General features: G+C 69.7%; 19 protein-coding genes. 2 read left to right on the forward strand and 17 right to left on the reverse strand.

Annotated features, from left to right (window positions below; translation table 11 throughout):
- The 17 genes from C5E10_RS18095 to C5E10_RS18175 all read right to left on the reverse strand — a co-directional run.
- Window positions 1-1,016 (reverse strand): DUF222 domain-containing protein (locus C5E10_RS18095; protein ID WP_104332832.1); only part of this gene is annotated, 1,016 nt, incomplete at its 3' end.
- 312 nt (window positions 1,017-1,328) lie between these two features.
- Window positions 1,329-2,651: a Y-family DNA polymerase gene (locus C5E10_RS18100; protein ID WP_104332833.1), complete on the reverse strand. Its 1,323-nt coding sequence runs from the start codon at window positions 2,649-2,651 to the stop codon at window positions 1,329-1,331.
- Window position 2,652: 1 nt separating this feature from the next.
- Window positions 2,653-3,114, reverse strand: coding sequence for a LexA family transcriptional regulator (locus C5E10_RS18105; protein WP_258063096.1), 462 nt, complete (start codon window positions 3,112-3,114; stop codon window positions 2,653-2,655).
- Between the two features lie 55 nt (window positions 3,115-3,169).
- Window positions 3,170-4,030 carry an ABC transporter ATP-binding protein gene (locus C5E10_RS18110; RefSeq protein ID WP_104332835.1) on the reverse strand — a complete coding sequence of 287 codons (861 nt, stop codon included), beginning with the start codon at window positions 4,028-4,030 and terminating at the stop codon, window positions 3,170-3,172.
- A complete protein-coding gene (locus C5E10_RS18115; protein WP_104332836.1) occupies window positions 4,027-5,139 on the reverse strand; it encodes an iron chelate uptake ABC transporter family permease subunit in 1,113 nt (370 codons plus the stop codon). Before C5E10_RS18115 ends, C5E10_RS18110 begins: the two co-directional genes overlap by 4 nt.
- The gene (locus tag C5E10_RS18120; RefSeq protein WP_219820416.1) at window positions 5,136-6,182 is read right to left on the reverse strand and encodes an iron ABC transporter permease; all 1,047 of its coding nucleotides are present in this window, start codon (window positions 6,180-6,182) and stop codon (window positions 5,136-5,138) included. The genes C5E10_RS18115 and C5E10_RS18120 overlap by 4 nt, the downstream gene beginning before the upstream one ends.
- On the reverse strand, window positions 6,179-7,216 hold the full coding sequence (locus C5E10_RS18125; RefSeq protein WP_104332837.1) for an iron-siderophore ABC transporter substrate-binding protein: 1,038 nt from the start codon (window positions 7,214-7,216) through the stop codon (window positions 6,179-6,181). Before C5E10_RS18125 ends, C5E10_RS18120 begins: the two co-directional genes overlap by 4 nt.
- Window positions 7,217-7,471: 255 nt before the next feature.
- Window positions 7,472-8,263 (reverse strand): AraC family transcriptional regulator, encoded by a 792-nt coding sequence (locus tag C5E10_RS18130; protein WP_104332838.1) that lies wholly within the window; start codon window positions 8,261-8,263, stop codon window positions 7,472-7,474.
- Window positions 8,264-8,313: 50 nt separating this feature from the next.
- Window positions 8,314-9,141, reverse strand: coding sequence for an NAD-dependent epimerase/dehydratase family protein (locus tag C5E10_RS18135; RefSeq protein WP_104332845.1), 828 nt, complete (start codon window positions 9,139-9,141; stop codon window positions 8,314-8,316).
- A gap of 112 nt (window positions 9,142-9,253) precedes the next feature.
- On the reverse strand, window positions 9,254-10,783 hold the full coding sequence (locus C5E10_RS18140; protein WP_104332839.1) for a nucleobase:cation symporter-2 family protein: 1,530 nt from the start codon (window positions 10,781-10,783) through the stop codon (window positions 9,254-9,256).
- Between the two features lie 106 nt (window positions 10,784-10,889).
- Window positions 10,890-11,807, reverse strand: coding sequence for a factor-independent urate hydroxylase (gene pucL / locus C5E10_RS18145; RefSeq protein ID WP_104332840.1), 918 nt, complete (start codon window positions 11,805-11,807; stop codon window positions 10,890-10,892).
- Window positions 11,808-11,809: 2 nt separating this feature from the next.
- Window positions 11,810-12,163 (reverse strand): hydroxyisourate hydrolase, encoded by a 354-nt coding sequence (gene uraH / locus C5E10_RS18150; protein WP_104332841.1) that lies wholly within the window; start codon window positions 12,161-12,163, stop codon window positions 11,810-11,812.
- Window positions 12,160-12,657, reverse strand: coding sequence for a 2-oxo-4-hydroxy-4-carboxy-5-ureidoimidazoline decarboxylase (gene uraD, locus C5E10_RS18155; RefSeq protein ID WP_181062828.1), 498 nt, complete (start codon window positions 12,655-12,657; stop codon window positions 12,160-12,162). The genes uraH and uraD overlap by 4 nt, the downstream gene beginning before the upstream one ends.
- A gap of 140 nt (window positions 12,658-12,797) precedes the next feature.
- On the reverse strand, window positions 12,798-13,505 hold the full coding sequence (locus tag C5E10_RS18160) for a helix-turn-helix domain-containing protein (protein ID WP_258071214.1): 708 nt from the start codon (window positions 13,503-13,505) through the stop codon (window positions 12,798-12,800).
- A gap of 95 nt (window positions 13,506-13,600) precedes the next feature.
- Window positions 13,601-13,984, reverse strand: coding sequence for a DUF4342 domain-containing protein (locus tag C5E10_RS18165; RefSeq protein ID WP_104241981.1), 384 nt, complete (start codon window positions 13,982-13,984; stop codon window positions 13,601-13,603).
- 46 nt (window positions 13,985-14,030) lie between these two features.
- Window positions 14,031-14,414, reverse strand: coding sequence for a VOC family protein (locus C5E10_RS18170; RefSeq protein WP_181062829.1), 384 nt, complete (start codon window positions 14,412-14,414; stop codon window positions 14,031-14,033).
- A gap of 138 nt (window positions 14,415-14,552) precedes the next feature.
- Window positions 14,553-15,914 (reverse strand): deoxyribodipyrimidine photo-lyase, encoded by a 1,362-nt coding sequence (locus C5E10_RS18175; protein ID WP_104332843.1) that lies wholly within the window; start codon window positions 15,912-15,914, stop codon window positions 14,553-14,555.
- Between the two features lie 130 nt (window positions 15,915-16,044).
- Here C5E10_RS18175 and C5E10_RS18180 point away from each other — a divergent pair, with 130 nt between their 5' ends.
- A complete protein-coding gene (locus C5E10_RS18180) occupies window positions 16,045-16,794 on the forward strand; it encodes an ABC transporter ATP-binding protein (RefSeq protein WP_104332848.1) in 750 nt (249 codons plus the stop codon).
- Complete coding sequence (locus C5E10_RS18185; protein ID WP_258071215.1) at window positions 16,791-18,245, forward strand: ABC transporter permease; 1,455 nt, start codon at window positions 16,791-16,793, stop codon at window positions 18,243-18,245. Before C5E10_RS18180 ends, C5E10_RS18185 begins: the two co-directional genes overlap by 4 nt.
- The last annotated feature ends 125 nt before the right edge of the window (window positions 18,246-18,370 follow it).

An 18,370-nucleotide genomic window follows, 5' to 3' on the forward strand; every position in this document is an offset into this window, starting at 1 on the left:
CGCATGGCCGCGGTGGGGGTGTAGGAGTCGACGGCTTGGAGTGCTCCGGTGATGGGGTGGGTGAGGAGGCGGATGAAGGCGGGTGCGGTCGCGGCGAGGCGTTTCGCGTCTTCGATGGGCATGGGGGACATGCCCTCGAGCAGCGCCGGGGCTCGACCCGGCCGGGTCGGGTCGGGGAAGAGTGTCGTGATGGGGATGCTGAGCTGGACGGTGGCTTGGATGCCGTTCGCGGCGCTCGAGATGGTGGGGTCGCTGGTGAGGAGCAGGTCGGCGATGACGTCGGACATGACCTGATCGAGGGTGCGCTCATCCGGCGCGGCCGTGTCACCTGTCTCGCCCGTTTCGGCGGTCTCGCCGGCCTGACCGGCTGTGCTGCTCTTGGGGGTGGTGTTGGTGGCTTGCTTGGGGCGGGCTCTGATGATGGCTTTGCTCTGCTTGCGCGCTCGGTCGCGGATCGCGTGCGCGACGAACGAGCTCATGAGCACGCGCAGGATGCTCATGCCGTCGCCGAGGTCCTCGACGCTCACGCGGCGCCGTTGCTTCGCGCGTTCGTGGCGTTGGTCGATGGACTCCCCGGTGAGCTCTTCCGCGACGCGCTCGGCCGCGTGCTGCAGCGCTGCCGGCGGGAGCGGCTCCTGGCGGACCCGCTCCAGCATGAGCTGGACGAACTCGCCCCGCCGGTGGGTCTGCTCGGTCGGGTCGTCGTGGTTGATCTTCAGGCCGGTCTCGACGAGCTTGTGCACCTGCGCGGGGGTCGCGACATTGCTCTCGAGCGCGAGGGCGAGGGTCGGGAACTCGCGCAGCGTCACCGACGCCGACGCGAGGTGCCCCTGGGCGGTACCCGCGGCGAGCTTCACGAGCAGAGCGACCTCGTTCGCGATCGATCGCACATGCATGGCCGACTCCGCGCACCCCTCGGCCACATCGAGGGCGTGCCCGAAGTCGTAGGCGGCGGCGTGGGCTCGCAGCTGCAGGGCGGCGCCGGCCGCGAGCATCGCCGCGGCAGCTTCCTCCATCGCGAGAATCTCCGAGCGACGAGCCGCGACAGAAGCCGGGTCCGAAGGGTCGAACCCCGGATCCGGAACTGGGGTCGGCCCTGTGCCTAACCCCTCGTGTCTGTCGCGCTGCTGCATGCCCAAAGTCTACGAACGACCACCGACATTCGAGAGGTTAGTGGATAACTTTCTCGGACCGATTGGAGTGCGCCTGTCGGCTCAGGAGATTCATCCCCAGATATGACAAGCACTTCATTCGGCAGTTATTGGTACATGTGTTCTATCCAGTACAGATGAAAAAACAGAACTCACGTTAATTCAGAACTGCGCCCCTCACTCCGCCTTGACGACCGCCAGCTCGTCCCAGTGGGTGGTTGCGCGGGGTGAGACCATGTCGCGCCGCATGGTCCAGCTCCGCCCGCTGCGGAGGCCGGCGATGCCGAGCCCAAGTGATTCCTGGCCGAACTTCGCGGCGACGGCGTCGAGGGCCTCACCCACGCGCCTGTCCTCGCCGCGTTCGTCGAAGATGTCGAGCGCCGCGTACGAGTCTCGCGCGACGAACTCGAAGAGCGAGACGCCGACGCGCACGTACTTGAGCTCGGCTCGCAGCTGCGGGCCGAGGGCGGTGGCGGCGGCGCGGAAGAGCACGACCGGGTCGTCGGTGGGTTCTGGGAAGGCGACGGACACGGCGTGCGACTCGTGCCCCTCGCGGAAGGGGGAGGTCGCGGCGTAGCAGCTCATAGCCCGCGTGAGCGATCCTTGCGCGCGGAGCCGGGCCGAGGCGCGCTGCGTGTACACGGAGAGCACCTCCTCGAGTTCCTGCACGGTCGAGATGGGCATTGCGAAGGACCGGGAGAACTGGATCTGCTCGCGCTCCGACGGGACCTCGTCGATGGGGAGGCAGTCGATGCCGCGCAGCTCCTGGACGACGCGCTCCTGGACGACGCCGTACCGGCGGCGGACGGCGGTGGGCGAGGACTCGCGGAGGTCGAGCGCGGTGCGGATGCCGAGGCCCACGTATTTCGCGGCCATCTTGCGGCCGACGCCCCAGACGTCGCCGATGTCGATGGTGCTGAGGATCCCGCTGAGCTGCTCGCGCCCGTAGGCGCCGAGGTGGCAGACGCCGCCGAGCGACGGTTCGGATTTGGAGCCGCGGTTGGCGAGCTTGGCGAGCGTCTTGCTCGGGGCGATCCCGATGCTGACGGGGATGCCGATGAGCTTCCGCATCGCCACCCTGATCTCGCGGGCGACGGCGAGGGCCTCCCGGCGGTCGCCTGGCAGCCGGATGAAGCTCTCGTCGATCGAGTACACCTCTTGCGACGGCGTGTAGCGGCCGAGAAGCTCGATGGTGCGAGCGTTGATGTCTCCGTAGAGCTCGTAGTTGCTGGAGCGGGCGACGACGCCCTTCATCGCGGCTTCCGGGGCGATGGCCTGCCAGGGGGCGCCCATCGGGATGCCGACGGCTTTCGCCTCCTCGGAGCGCGCGATGACGCATCCGTCGTTGTTGGAGAGCACGACGATGGGCTTGCCTTCGAGGCTGGGGTCGAAGATGCGCTCGCAGGATGCGTAGAAGTTGTTGGCGTCGACGATGGCGATCGCGGACTGCCGGAGCGCCTGCGTCGATGCCTGGGGCGAATCGCGCGTCGTGTCCGCCATCTCAGACACGGTGGAGGCATCTCGTGACGACGCCCCACACGGTGAGCTCGCTGAGCTCTTCGAGCACGATGTCGGCGTACGCGGGGTTCTCGGGCGCGAGGCGCACGCGGCCGTGCTCGAACCGCAGCCGCTTGACGGTGAGCTCGCCGTCGACGACGGCGATGACGACGTTGCCGTCGTGCGGTTCGAGGGAGCGGTCGACGATGATCTCGTCGCCGTCGAAGATGCCGGCTCCGATCATGCTGTCGCCGCTGACGCGGACGATGAAGGTCGCGGCGGGGTCGTTGATGAGGTGTCGGTTGAGGTCGACGGGGCCGGAGTAGTAGCCCTGGGCGGGTGAGGGGAAGCCGGCTGGGACTGCTTCGTCTGCGCGTTCCGGGAGCTGCGCATTTGGCGTGCTGCCGGATTCGACCTCTTCCGGGTGCCCGAGGGGAGCGAGGATCTCGACGCCTGCATCGCTCACGGTCGGCACCCTGTCCTTCGTCTCGGCGGAGGGAGCGGGGTGTGGTCCCGCTCGCTCACGCGTGTGTTCGAGCCCCAATTGTCGCGGATGAACCTTCGGGATGCGTGACGGATGCATCCGCGAAGTGGTGGCGACCGATGGGCACCATGAGCGGCCGGCCCGAGACTGGGTCCTCCACGACGAGGCTCTCGAGCCCGAAGACGGCGCGCACGGTGTCGACCGTGAGGACGTCGCCGGGCTCGCCCGCTGCGTGCAGTCCGCCGTCGGCGAGAGCGATGAGGTGGTCGGCGTAGCGCGCTGCCAGGTTGAGGTCGTGGAGCACCATGACGATGGTCGTGCCGCGGGACTGGTTGAGGTCGGTGAGGAGGTCGAGCACCTCGATCTGGTGGCTGACGTCGAGGAAGGTCGTCGGCTCGTCGAGCAGCAGCAGGTCGGTCTGCTGGGCGAGGGCCATCGCGATCCACACTCGCTGCCGCTGGCCGCCGGAGAGCTCGTCGACGTGGCGGTCGGCGAGGGCGGTCGTCTCTGTCGCTTCGAGGGCGGCGGCGACGGCGAGATCGTCGTCGTGGCTCCACCTGGAGAGGATGCTCTGGTGCGGGTGGCGGCCGCGGCCGACGAGGTCGGCGACCGTGATGCCCTCAGGGGCGATGGGGGATTGGGGGAGGAGCCCGAGGATGCGCGCGAGCTGCTTCGCGGGAGTCCTGTGCACCTCCTTGCCGTCGAGGAGGACGTGCCCGTCGCGAGGTGCGAGGAGCCGCGACATGGAGCGCAGCAGCGTGGACTTGCCGCAGGCGTTCGCGCCAACGATCGCCGTGACCTTGCCTGGCGGCACGAGGAGGTCGAGCTCGTCGATGACGACTCGGTCGCCGTAGCCCAGGCTGAGCTGCTCGACGATGAGGGTGTGGTCTGCGGTCATAGCGAGCCTCCCGCGCGGTTCGTGCGGATGATCAGGTAGATGAGGAACGGCGCACCGAGCACGCCGGTCACGACGCCGACGGGGTATCGGGTGCCGAGGAGGAACTGGCCGACGAGGTCGGCGACGAGCACGAGGAGGGCTCCGACGAGGCCGGCGGGGATGAGGAGCGATCCGCCTCCGCCGAAGAGCCGGGCGGCGATGGGGCCGGCGAGGAACGCGACGAAGGCGATGGGGCCTGCGGCGGCTGTCGCGAACGAGAGCACGCCGACGGCGGTGACGATGACCACGAGCCTCGTGCGGTTGACGCGCACCCCGAGGGCCGCTGCGGTGTCGTCGCCGAGCTGCGTTGCCGAGAGGCTGCGGCTCTGGGCGAGGAGGATCGGGACGAGCACGACGATCGAGATCGCGACCGGGAGGATGGCGTTCCAGGATGCGCCGTTGAGGCTGCCGTTGAGCCAGCGCAGCGCTTCCTGGAAGTCCCACTGGGCGGCCTGCGAGAGCACGTAGTTGGTGATGCTGTCGAGCATGGCGGCGATGCCGATGCCGATGAGGATGAGGCGCGTTCCCGTGACGCCGCCCTTGAAGGACAGGACGTAGATGAGGATGGCGACGCCGAGGCCGACGAAGATCGCGAAGAAGGACACCTCGCTCGCGCCCAGCGAGAGCGTGACGATGCCGAAGGCGGCGGCCGCGCTGGCGCCGGAGGAGATGCCGATGATGTCGGGGCTCGCGAGCGGGTTGCGCAGCATCGTCTGGAAGGTGACGCCGGCGAGGCCGAACGCGAGGCCGGCGAGGATCGCGAGCACGGCACGCGGGAGTCGGAGCCGCCCGACCGTGAAGGTCGCGCCCTGTACGTCCTGGCCCAGCACGACTGCGATGACCTGGTCGAGGCCGTAGAAGGTCTGTCCGACCATGAGCGAGACGACGAAGACGACGAGGATGAGGGCGACGAGCACCAGCATCAGCAGTCGGCGTCGCGCGCTGCGTCGGCCGCGGCTGCGCGCGACGGCGCGGGCTGTCGCCTCGATGACGGAGTTCGGGGAGGCCGGGGCGAGCGAGATCGGCGAGGAGGCTGGCGCGGCAGAGCCCGAAGGGCGGGTCGCGGTCATAGGGCGCGCACCTTCGAGCGGCGGACGATCCAGATGAAGATGGGGGCTCCGATGATGGCCGTGATGATGCCCACGTCGATCTCGGACGGGCGGGTGAGGATGCGTCCGAGCACATCCGCCCCCGTCAGCAGGGAGGCGCCGACGACGGCGGAGAAGGGCAGCACCCAGCGGTGGTCGACGCCGAACATGAGGCGGCAGGCGTGCGGCACGACGAGGCCGACGAACGCGATGGGGCCCGTGACGGCGGTGGCGGCGCCGCAGAGCACGACGGCGCCGAGGGCCGCCGCGCCGCGCGTCAGCGCGACGCGTTCGCCGAGCCCAGCGGCGAGATCGTCGCCGAGGGCAAGCGAGTTGAGGCCCTTCGCCGAGGCGAGGCTGACGAGGAAGCCGACGATGAGGAACGGCAGGACCTGCGTGATGCTGTCCCAGGTGCCTCCGCCGACGCCGCCGATCTGCCATGACCTGGCGCTCTGGCTGATGTCGCCCCGAGGCAGGATGATGGCGGTGACGAACGACGCGAGCGCGGCCGACGTCGCCGCACCGGCGAGGGCGAGCTTGAGGGGTGTCGCGCCGCCCCGCCCGAGCGAGCCGACGACGTACACGAAGACGGCCGCGAGGGCCGCGCCGGAGATGGCGACCCAGATGAAGCTCGACGCGGAGGCCAGGCCGAAGTAGGCGATTCCCGTCACGACGGCGAGGGATGCGCCCATGTTGACGCCGAGGATGCCCGGGTCTGCGAGCGGGTTCCTGGTGACGCCCTGCATGACGGCACCCGAGACGCCGAGGGCGGCCCCGACGGCGACGGCGAGGAAGGTGCGGGGGATGCGCTTCGCGACGGCCGCCTCGTCGAAGCCGTTCGTCGATCCGCCGAGGGCTGCCACCGCATCCGCCCAGCTCACGTCGCGCGATCCGATCATGACGGACACGACGATGAGCGCGCCGAGCGAGGAGATCGCGAGGAGGAACCACAACGCCCGCAGCCGCCGGGGGCGTCGCACGATGGCGACGCCCCCGGCGGCTACGGGAGAAGCGGTCTGGGTCACTTGACCTGTTCTGCTGCCTGCGAGAGGAGCGCGACGTAGTCGTCGAGGATCCACGAGATGGACAGCGGCGTGGGGTTGGCTGCCGTGCCGAGCGGCTCCGTGCCCGGCAGGTTGACGATCGAGCCGTTGGCGACGGCGGGGATCTGCGAGAGCACGGGGTCGCCCTGGAGGGTCTGGACGAGCTCCTCGCCGCCGTAGGTGACGATGATCTCGACGTCGGCGAGCGTGTCGCTCTGCTCGGCGCTGATGGTCTGCGAGAACTGGTCGGTCGATGCCGACGCGTCGACGAGGCTCTGCGGGAACGTCATGCCGAGGTCCTCGAAGAAGGCGCTGCGGGTGTCGTGCGTCGTGTAGAAGCTGACCTGGCTGAGGTCGGTCTCGTCGACGTGGGTGAGGAACATGGTCTTCTTGCCCTGGATGGCCGGGTACTTGGCCGCCGTCGCCTCGATCTCACCCTCGAGCTCGGTGATGAGCGCGTCGCCTTCAGCCTCGAGGCCCATGCCCTGGCTGTTGAGGCGGATCATGTCGCGCCACGAGGTCGCCCAGGCCGTCTCCGGGTAGGCGACGACGGGTGCGATCTCGGAGAGGGTGTCGTAGTCCTCCTGGGTCAGGCCCGAGTACGCGGCGAGGATGACGTCAGGGTTCGTGTCCGCGACGGCCTCGAAGTCGACGCCGTCGGTCTCGTCGAAGAGCACTGGGGTCTCGCCGCCGAGTTCTTCGAGCTTCTCGCTCACCCAGGGGAGGATGCCGTCGCCGTTGTCGTCGCCGAAGTCGGCCCTGGCCATGCCGACGGGCACGACGCCGAGGGCGAGGGGCACTTCCTGGTTGGCCCAGTTGACCGTGGCGATGCGCTCGGGCTTCTCGGTGATCTCCGTCGTGCCGAGGGCGTGCTCGATGGTGATCGGCGTGAAGTCGCCGCTCGCTGCGCCCGGCTCCGCGTTCGTGCCGGCTGAGGGGGTGGTCGAGCAGGCGGCGAGGCCTGCCGTGAGCAGCGCTGTCGCGGCGAGGGCGACGAGCTTGGAAGCGCGGGGCATGGTGTCCTTTCGAGGGGGGAGCTGAGCCTTTTGCGCACGCCGATGAACGCCGTCTGGCGGCGGAGACGCAGGGTGCGGTGTCGAAGTCAGCGGCAGCCATGCAGAGCCAAGAGCTTGCCCTGTTAGGAGTGCCTTACCAAAGCTAAGCGACGCGAGTCGCGTTTGCAATCGAGGCGAACCGACACCTTTCTTCGCGAAACGGACACTGTCTGGGCGGATGTGGTTGCGATCGGCGGCCGCTTCAGCCCGCCAGGGCTACTGAGCCCGGAACCGCCCCGGACTCATCCCCGTGACCCGCCGGAACGCGGTGCCGAAGGCGCTCGCCGACCGGAACCCCGCGGCGACCGCAACGTCGTCGATGCTCTCTCCGTCAGTCAAGAGCACGATGGCGCGCTGGATGCGGGCCGTGGCGACCCAGCGGCTGAACCCCAGGCCGGTCTCCGACTGGAACTGCCGTGTGATCGTGCGGGCGCTCGCACCCAGCTCGACCGACCACTCCTCGAGTGTGCCGGCGTCGCGGACATCCGCCCTGACCGCGTCGACGATGGGAGCGAGCAGGGGAGAGTCGGGGATGCGCAGCAGCAGTTCATGCGGGGAGGGGGCGAGCACGTCGAGCACCATCGCCTCGGTCGTCGCCCTGGACGCGTCGTCGAGTCCGGGCTCCGCCAGGCGGTCGAGCAGCAGGCGCAGCAGGTCGGTGACATCGACAGCGACTGGCTCGTCGGCGATGGGGGCTGTCGTCTGCACGCTGAACATCGCCGTCCGGTACCAGGTGCCGGCCGGCGTCCACGCCGTGTGCCTGACCCCGGCGGGGATCCAGAGGCCGACGGCCGGCGTGATCGTCCACGTGCGGGGGCCGACGGTCAGCGAGGACGCGCCGCGCGTGTTCCAGATGAGCTCGTGCGTGGGGTGGGAGTGCTCCTCCCAGAACGTGTTGCGCTCGATCGCCTCGTTCATGCCGTCGATGACGTATGGCACGTCGATGGAGCCTGCCTCGTAGAGAGGCAGGCTCCGCCGGTCCACTTCCGGAGCGCCGAACGTGCTCATGGCACCAGCCTACGGAGCCGAGCGGATGCCACCCGCACTGCGGTCGTCGTTCAGCTGTGCTCGGCCCTCAGCCAGTCACCGGACGTCGGCGCCCACCCGTAGGCGTCCCGCGCGTACTGCCCGGTCGCGGCCTGGTCCTGCAGGAGCGCGTCGGCGAAGGGGGCGCCGAGCCGCTCGCGGCTCGCATCCGGTGTCTCCTCGACGAGCTCGACCGTGCCGTGTCCTGACGAGGCGATCTCGCGAACCGTGGGGTTCTCACCGCTGGCCGCGATCACGTAGCCGACGGCGGCACCCTTCTCGAGGACCCGGACGTACAGCTCGGCGAGGTCGTCGACGTGGACGAGTGTCCACCGCTGCCTGCCGTCGCCGACGAGGGAGACGGGGCCGGACCCGTCACCAGCGAGGAGCTGGGTGACGCCACCCTGCCCGCCGTAGACCACGGCGGGTGCGATGATCGCGGTGTTGACGTTGCTGTTGATGACCTGGCGGTCGATGCGGACGCGCCACGACACGATCTCGGGTGCGTCGGGTTCGGACTCCTCCGTGATGGCCGAGTTGTCGCCGAACAGCCAGATGCCGCTCGTGTGCACGAACTGCGTCGGGGAGTGCACCAGCTCGTTGAGCACGATGGGCACGAAGCTTGGGTCGACGTCTTGCGCCGATGCGGTGTGGATGACGCCCTCCGCCTGACGGAGCAGCGGGGCGAGCGCCGCCCGGTCGGTGAGGTCGACGACCACCGCTTTCGCGCCGGTCTCTCGAACACGCGCCGCCTTCTCCTCGCTGCGCACCGCGGCGGTCACGGCGTGGCCGTTCGCGAGGAGCGCGCGCAGGACTGCCGAGCCGATGTAGCCGGTCGCTCCGGTCAGGAACACCTTCATGTTGTCGCCTTCCGCTGTGTCGAACTGGACACTCGGGTGCAACCTCGGCGAGGTCGGAGTCATTCCGGGCGGTTGCACCCGCCGACCGGATCCTCAGCTTTCGTCCGGATCCTCAGCTCTCGTCCGGCCCCGACGTGCGGGCGCGGGTGCTCTGCTCGACGGGCGTCGGGTTGTGCTCGTAGGAGTGCTCGTCGAGTGAGCCACCGGACTTCAGCACCCGCAGCTCCTCGGTCTGCACACGGAGTGCGGGGGCGGCCGCCAGGTTCGACGGCTGCTCCGGGGTGCCCGGGAGCCACACGTTGAAGAAGAGGTTCAGGACCACCGAGACGATCGCTGCAGCGCTGATGCCCGAGTCGAAGATCGTCACGAACCAGTCGGGCAACGCGTGCCAGAACTGCGTCGAGACGACCGGGATGAGCCCGAAGGCCAGGGACGAGGCGACGATGATCATGTTGTTGTTGCCGGTGTAGTCGACCTTCGAGAGGGTGCGCACGCCGCTGGCCGCGACGCTGCCGAAGAGCACGATGCCCGCGCCGCCCAGCACGGGGCTCGGGATGACGCTGAAGACGGCGGCGGCCATGGGGGAGAGTCCGAGGAGAACCAGCAGCCCGCCACCCGCCGTGACGGCGAAGCGGCTCTTGATGCCGGTCAGGGCGACGAGCCCGACGTTCTGCGCGAAGGCGGTCGCGGGGAACGAGTTGAACACGGGGGCGATGAGCGAGGACAGCATGTCGGCACGCAGTCCGTCGCCGACGCGGCGCGAGTCGACCTTCGTTCCGACGACCTCTCCGACGGCCAGCACGTCTGCCGTCGTCTCGACCATGATGACGAGGATCACGATCGTCATGGAGACGATGGCGCCGATCTCGAAGATCGGCATGCCGAACGCGAAGGGCTGCGGGAACGCGAAGATCGACGCGGAGCCGACGGCGTCGAAGTCGGCCTGGCCGAGCATGAGCGCGAAGACCGTGCCGATGGCGAGGCCCAGCAGCACAGCGAGTCGGGAGAGGGCGCGGATCTTGCTCAGGATGAGCACCACCGCGAAGGTGAGCAGGGCGAGGCCGATCTTGTCGGCGGATGCGAAGCCCTCGGCGGTCGGGTCGGATCCCGTCACCCAGCGGCCCGCGACCGGCATCAGGGAGAGGCCGATGACGGTGATGATCGATCCGGTCACGACGGGAGGGAAGAACCGCACGATCCTGGCGAAGAACGGGGCGACGATGAGGCCGATGGCGCTCGCGACGATGACGGCGCCGAACACGGTCTGGAGTCCGGTCTCCCCGTTGCTGCCGATGATGGCGAGCATGGTCGAGACGGCCGCGAACGAGATCCCCTGCACGAGGGGGAGCCTCGAGCCGAAGTACGGCACCCCGATGGTCTGCAGCACGGTCGCCGCGCCGCTGACGAAGAGCGCGCAGGCGACGAGCAGCGCCTTCTGGCCGACGTCGAGGCCGGCGGCGCCACCCACGATGAGGGGAACGGCGATGACGCCGCCGAACATCGCGAGGATGTGCTGGACGCCGTAGCCGACGGTCTTGCCCGGGCTGAGACGTTCGTCCTCAGGGCGCGCCTCCGGTGACGGTGATGCGGACGCCGCCGGAGGAGTCGAGGGCGCTTGGCTTCTGCTGGATTCGGGAGACATGAGCTGACCTCTCTTGGGGTCGACAAGCAGCGCTGCCACGCGGGAGCTGGGCGGAGCGCTGAGCTGAGGGTGTGCGGAGGGGGCCGGCTCGCTGGCCGGCGCGTCCCTAGATGAACCCGGGCGTGTCTGCCCAGGCCTCGGGCGCCGGTGCGACGCCGTCTCGGATGACGGTTCCCTCGATGAGGCCGTAGGGGCGGTCGGCGGCGAAGAACACCTCGCCGGGGTTGTCGAGGTCGAACGGGGAGAGGTCGACGAGGAAATGGTGCTTGTTCGGCATCGCGAAGCGCACCTCCGCGATCTCGGGGAACTGCTCGATCGCCGCCTTGCCCATCTGCCACAGGGTCTGCTGCAGGGCGAGGGAGTGGACGGTCGCGAAGGTCGAGATGAGGACCTCGGAGATCGCCTCGTAGAGGGCGTTGTAGTCGGGCTCCGCATCCACCGCCTCTGGCGTGTAGCGCCAGCGCGCCGTGACCGAGGTCGCGAGGATGCGGTCGGTCGCCTCCGCGAGGGTCGTGTACTTGTCGCGGGGGAAGCCGTGGAACTCGCTGCCCGTCGACTTGAGCACCGTCAGGTCCTTCAGTCCGGCCGTCACGTGGGTCGCGCCGTCGATCTTCTGCACGGTCGCGAGCCGGGTCGCCTGGCCTTTGCGCACGAAGGCATGGTCGTGCTCGGCGCCGTCCACGCGGATGCGCTCCCACTCGAACTGCTCGGCCTGCCACAGGCCGCCCTCGATCCACTCGAACGCGTCGACGAAGTGCGAGCCGAGCTTGAGGAGGAAGCTCTCAGGCGAGCCGACGCCGTGTTCGCGGGCGAATGCGAAGATGGTGTTCTTCTGCGTGTCGGTGGCGACGACGAGCGAGTTGTCGCCGTCGAGGTAGGACCCGGCGAGGGCCGCTCCGCGGAGCTGGCTGGTGATGTTGAGGTCTTCGATCTCGTGGCGATCGGTGTCGCGGGTGATCCTGACGAGGCGGTTCTCCGCCTTGCCATATTTGTTCGCGCCGAGACTCACGGTGACGTCGGTCATGGTCAGGTCCCCCTGTAGGTCGAATAGGCGAATGGGCTCAGCAGCAGCGGAACGTGGCAGTGCGGCGGGCCGCCTTCGCCGGGCGTGCCTGGTGAGCTCGCGACGGTGAACGCCACCGCGATGTGCGGGTAGAAGGTCGCGACGCCGCGCTCGGCGAAGTACGTGCCCGTCTCGAAGAGGAGCTCGTAGGTGCCGGAGGGGAGGGCCCCGGGCCCAAGGTCGGTGACGCGGCCGTCCGCGTCCGTCACCGCCTGCGCCAGCTCCCGGCCGTCGAGCGTCCGGAGGCGGATGCGCACACCCGCGGCGGGCAGTCCGACGGAGCTGTCGAGCACGTGGCTCGTGATGTGGCTGGTCATTCGGTCACCGATTCGTCGAGGCGGAGGAGGGTGATGTCGCGGAGTTCCGAGGCGACGACGGCGAGCTCCGCGTCGTCGTCGTTCTCGAGGCGCGCCTCGAGCTGCTCCAGGATCTCGGCGGGGGAGCGGCCCGCTGCCCTGACGAGGAAGATGCGGTCGAAGCGCGCCTCGTAGCGGCGGTTGCCCTCGGCGATGCGCTCGCGGAGCTCCTCGCCCGCGGTGGCGACCGCCCCCTGTTCCCTGGCGGAGTGCCCGGCGCCCGGTTCGGCGGCGCTGGCGCGCTCGCCGATGCGCGGGTGGCCGGACAGCGCGAGCTGCACCTCAGCCTGGCTCCAGGCGGACGCCGCCTCGGCGGCACGCTCTCGCATGGCGGCCTTCGAGGCGAACGGTCGCGATCGAACCAGCGCAGTCGTGAAGGCGGGTATTGCGACGAGCGTCGCGGCGAACTCGGCCGCATCGGCTTCACTGAGCCGGTTGTAGTCGCTGATGAGCACAGGCAGATCCCTCCGTGGCGGATAACCGTAAAGCTATCCCTTCACGCCCGGTGGGAGATTTCAGCGAGGTAAAAGAGAGATTTCGATGCGTTTCGAGAACGCCGACGACGAGCCCGCCTCAGCGGCGGGGCGGGCTGCCGTCAGCTGCGCGCGGTGTGCGACTCGGAGAACAGCGGATCGCTCGGGTCGGAGTGCGGGGCCCTTGCGATGACCCAGTTCGCGACGCACGGCTCCGGCGAGCGGTTGCTCACACGGTGCGGTGTCTCCGAGGAGTACGTGATGGAATCGCCGGCACGCAGCGTCACGGTGTCGCCATGCACCTCGACGGTGAGCTCGCCGGAGATGACGACCCCTGACTCGACGCCCGTGTGGGTCGCGAACGAGCTCGCGTCGCCCGCAGAGGCGGAGGTCATGGGCGGGAAGGTCGACTCGAAATGGTCGATGCCCGAGGTTCGCGAGCCGGAGAGGCGGCGGTAGATCACGCCGTTCTCGAGCACCACGGGAGCGATCTCGCCCTGCCGGAGCAGGCTGTAACTGCCGAAGCTCGAACGCTCGGCATGCGCGCCAGTGCCGCCCGCGAAGACATCCGTGATGGAGGCGCCCAGCTCGCCGACGATCGCGATCAGTCGATTCACGCTCGGTCGCATGACGCCACGCTCGATCTGCGAGACGGCGCTGGCCGAGATGTCGAGGCGCCTTGCCAGCTCCCTGAGGGAGAGGCCGGCCTCCTCACGGAGCACGCGGAGTCGGGCACCCAGCTCGGCGGCGTCGCCCGCCTGATCGGCGAGCGTCGAAGCAGCGGCGATCTCCGCGTCGGACCTGGGGGTGACGGTCTCGGGTTCTGGCACTGGTCACGCGCCTCTCGGCTCTGGGAACCCACAGAGTAGCAAGCGCGAGCTTCACACCGCCGGAGGTCGGGGGCTCCGGCGGTGTGAAGGACGAGCTACGCCGTCGTCGGTCCCAGGTCCGGGTCGGTGGCCTCCGCGGCGGGCGCAGGCGCGACGACGTCGCTCTTCGGCACGCCGTCGGTGTCAGCCGAGCTGCCCGCACGGTCGGTGGAGTCCGGGCCGCGGCGCTCGACGCCGACCGTCACCTGCGTCACGAGCGCTGCGATCGCACCCACCGCGACGAGCACCGGGGCGAGCGCCGCGGCGACGACGGTGACGGCGAGGCCAGCGGTCAGGGGGATCTCGAGGAGTGTCGTGCCGTCGTCGTTCTTGATGAACACGCGACGCACGTTGCCCTCGTGGATGAGCTCCTTGACCTTGCCGAGGAGGTTCTCCCCGGAGACCTTGAACTCTTCGTATCCGCTCTTCTTCTCCGTCATGTGGTGCATCCCTTTCGTCGGTGATCTTGCGTTCGGTGGAACTGGGTCAGGCCATCTTGGAGTAGTCGGGCAGCTCCTGGATGGACCAGGAATTGCCGTCAGGGTCGGCGAAGGAGACGAAGCGCCCCCACGCCTGCTCGTCGATGTCGCTCACGGCGACGCCTCGGCTCTCGAGGTCGGCGTGCGCCTCCTCGATGGACGCGACGACGCACTGGAGCGCGCGCAGGGAACCTGCCGGCATGTCGCTGATGCCCATGCCGAAGGCGATCGAGCATGCGGAGCCCGGAGGAGTCACCTGCACGAACCGGATCTCGTCGCTCACCACCTGGTCGTGGTCGACCGGCCACCCCAGGGTCTCGCCGTAGAAGGCGCGCGAGCGGTCGACGTCGGCGACGGGAACGCCGACGAGTTCGATGCGGTACTCGACCATGATGATGCCCCTGGTTCCCCTGGTGTGCCGTTCGGCCGCGACCGGTGGATGCCGGTGCGTCGACGGCGCAACGTGCGGGCAATCTAGCACTGGCCGCCGACAGTTCCCGGGGCGCCTTGGCGGGGTCGTCCTCGGGTGTCAGCGAACCTCGCGCCAGGCGGCGAGCGCGGCTTCCCGCCCCTCCTTCAGCCCCACGATGGGTTCCGGGTACTCGTCGCTGCCGGCCTCGGGGACCCATCGCTGCACGTACGCCCCGTGCGGGTCGAAGCGCTCGGCCTGGCGCTCCGGGTTGAAGACCCGGAAGTAGGGCGCGGCATCCACACCGGAGCCTGCGACCCACTGCCAGTTGAAGGGGTTGGAGGCCTGGTCGGCGTCGACGAGCGTGTCCCAGAACCACTCCTCGCCGCGACGCCAGTCGGTGAGCAGGTGCTTGGTGAGGAACGAGGCGGTGACCATGCGGATGCGGTTGTGCATGCTGCCCGTGCGCCAGAGCTCTCGCATGCCGGCATCCACGATGGGGACCCCGGTGCTGCCGCGCTGCCAGGCGTCGAGTGCGTCGCGGTCGAGGGCGGGCCATGGGAAGTCCTCGTAGGCGGCTCGCCAGGGCCGCGTGTGCAGCTCCGGGAAGCTGTAGAGCGTGTGCCAGGCGAACTCCCGCCAGAGCAGCTCGCGACGGAAGGTCGCTGCGCCATCGCCCGTGCGGCCCTCGAGGGCGTGCCAGGCCTGGGCGGAGGAGATCTCGCCCCAGCGCAGGTGGGGGCTGAGTCTGCTCGTGCCCTCGAGGTCTGGCCGGTCGCGATCGGCCTTGTAGTCGCCGACGACCCCGTCGAGGAATGCCTCGAGACGCTCATGGGCGCCGTCCTCACCGGGGGTCCACTCCTCGCGGAGGCCCTCGGCCCAGTCGGGTCGCGTGGGGAGCAGCTCCCAGGAGTTGAGGGGGTCGGAGTCGAGCGAGCTCGCCTTCGAGCCGCGGGGCAGCGCATCCGGTGCATCGAGCGGCACGCGGGGCGGCTCGTGCTGGAAGCGGCTCTGGCAGGCGTTGGCGAAGGGCGTGTACACGCGGTAGGCCTCACCCTGACCGGTCTGGATCTGCCAGGGCTCGGTGAGGAGCGACCCGGGGAGGCTATGCGCCTCGATCCCACCGTCGACGAGGCCCTGCTTGATGCGAGCGTCGATCTCGCGCTCTGCCCCGCCGTAGCGCCGGTTCCAGACGACGAGCTCGGCGCCGGCGTCCTTCGCGACCGCGGGCACGATCTCCTCGGCCTTGCCGCGCCGCAGCACAAGCGCCCCGCCGATCTCCTCGAGGCGCTCGCTCAGGGCGAGCAGGCTGTGGTGCAGCCACCACTTCGCGGCGCCCCCGAGCGCACGAACGCCGGGGGATTCCTCGTCGAGCACGAACAGGGCGATGACGGGCCCACCGCGCTCGAGGGCAACGTGCAGGGCCGGGTGATCGTGGATGCGCAGGTCGTCACGGAACCAGACGAGCGTTGGGGAGGCCATGCGGCAAGGCTATTGGGCGAACCTCGTCCGCTGGCTGGACGTGAGGCTCGCCCGTGTCATCCCAGAGGAGCATGCTGCCGCGACCTGGGGTGGACGCGACCGAGCGGGGCGCGTCCGTAGCGTCGATGACATGAACACCACACCCCCACTTGTCGCGAGCGTCGTCGACGTTCGGAAGATCTACGGCACCCACGGCAGCGTCGCCGCCCTCGACGGCGTGAGCCTCGGCATCAGAAGCGGTGAGTTCACGGCCATCATGGGCCCGAGCGGCTCAGGCAAGTCGACGCTCATGCACGTCATGGCAGGCCTCGACGGCGCCTCGTCCGGGCGCGTGTTCCTCGGCGACACCGAGATCACGGGCATGGACGACGGCGAGCTGACAGTGCTGCGGCGCCGAGCGGTCGGCTTCATCTTCCAGGCCTTCAACCTCGTGCCCACACTGGATGTGCGCGGCAACATCATGCTGCCGTTCGACCTCGATGGCCGGACCGTCTCGCGCGACGAGGAAGCCTGGATCTCGCACCTCATCCAGACGCTCGGGCTCTCGCAGCGTCTCGCCCACCGCCCGTACGAGCTGTCCGGAGGGCAGCAGCAGCGGGTCGCCATCGCCCGGGCCCTCGCGACCCGGCCGAAGCTCATCTTCGCCGACGAGCCCACGGGAAACCTCGACTCCAAGACCGGCCGCGAGGTCCTCTCGCTGCTCTCGACGGCGAGCAGCCAGTACGGCCAGTCGATCGCGATGGTGACGCACGACCCGATCGCCGCGAGCCACGCCGACCGCGTCGTGTTCCTCGCCGACGGCAAGGTCGTCGCCGATCGTCCGCGCACGAGCGCCGCCGAGATCGCGAACCTCATGCTCTCCATGGAGACGGCAGCATGAGTGCCACGAGCACCGCACCTGCGGCGCAGGCCAGCACCGCCGCCAAGGCGCAACGCGCCCCCGAGTCCCAGCAGAGCAGCGGAGGCGCCGCCGTCGTGCTCGTCTCCGCCCTCTCGGCGGCTTTCGGCACGGTGCTGATCATGATCGTCGCCGACCTGGCCGCCTACTTCGACGCGATGGGCCTCAGCGAGATCGGCGCCCTGGCCAGCGTGCTCGGCACGGTCGCCGCGCTGTTCTTCGCGATCGCGCTCTTCGTCGGCGCTGTCGTGACCTCGAACTCGGTCGCCACCGTCATCGCCGGACGCACCAAGGAGATCGCGCTGCTGCGCCTCATCGGGGCGTCTGGTCGGTCGCTGCGCCGGCGCACGGTCCGCGAAGGACTCGTCCAGGGTGCCTCGGGTGCCGTTGCCGGGGCCTCCCTCGGCGTCGGGCTGACGGCCCTCGGTGCGCAGCTCGCCATCACGAACGGCGCGCTCGACCCGTTCCCGTTCCCGATCGTGCACCCCGCGATCCTGGCGCCCGTCATCGCCGTCACGGCGGCGACCATCATCGCGTCCTGGGTCGGCTCGCGACGGGTGCTCACGGTCTCGCCGATCGCGGCGACCTCGTCCAGCGCAGAGCCCACCATGCAGGAGCTCCGCGCCGGTCGCGGGCGCAGCGTGACGGCGACGATCCTCATCGCCCTCGGCTTCGCCATGCTCATCGGAGGCGTGTTCCTCGGCCTGCAGAGCCCGAGCGGCGTGCTCGTGAGCGTCGGCGGTGGCATGCTCTCGTTCGTCGGCGTCATCATCGGCGCTCCCGTCATCCTCCCGCCCCTCATGAGCCTTGTGGGCAGCGCCCTCGGTCGCGGCCCGGTGCCGCGCCTCGCCGCCGCCAACGCCGTGCGCAACCCCGCGCGCAGCAGCCGCGCCGTCATCGGCCTCGTGATCGGCATCACGCTCGTCACGATGTTCGCGGTCGCCAGCGAGACCTTCCGCGCGATCACCCTCCAGTTCGGTCAGATGGAGCCCGAGACGTACGCCGCCTTCGAGCAGGTCATCGACGTCACGACCGCCATCATGAGCGTGCTCCTCGGCTTCTCCGTGCTGCTCGCCGCCGTCGGCATGGTCAACACGCTCTCCCTGAGCGTCATGCAGCGCCGGCGGGAGCTCGGGCTGCTGCGAGCGCTCGGCTTCACCGTCGGCCAGGTGCGGCGGATGATCGTGACCGAGGCGGTCGCCATGATCGCCTCATCCGCGCTCTTCGGTCTGCTCCTCGGGGTGTTCTACGGGTGGGTCGGCGCCCAAGCCACCTTCGGGTCGCTCGTCGGTCAGCTCGTCCTGCCCAGCATCCCGTGGGTGACCGTCGCCGCCGTGCTGCTCGTGACGCTGCTCATCACCGTCGCCTCATCGCTGCTGCCGGCTCGTCGAGCCACCCGAGTCTCGCCCGTCGCGGCGCTCGCCGTCGACTGAGGCCGGCGCCGGTTGCGAGTCGCCGGCGCCGGCGGTCTCCGCTGGTGCCCGGCCCCGTGCTCACGGCCGCAGGCCCCGCGTGCATGGCCGCCCGACCGCAGAGTTGTGGCCCGGTGCTGCTCCCG

This window comes from Pseudoclavibacter sp. RFBG4, assembly GCF_002931515.1.
Lineage (GTDB): Bacteria > Actinomycetota > Actinomycetes > Actinomycetales > Microbacteriaceae > Pseudoclavibacter.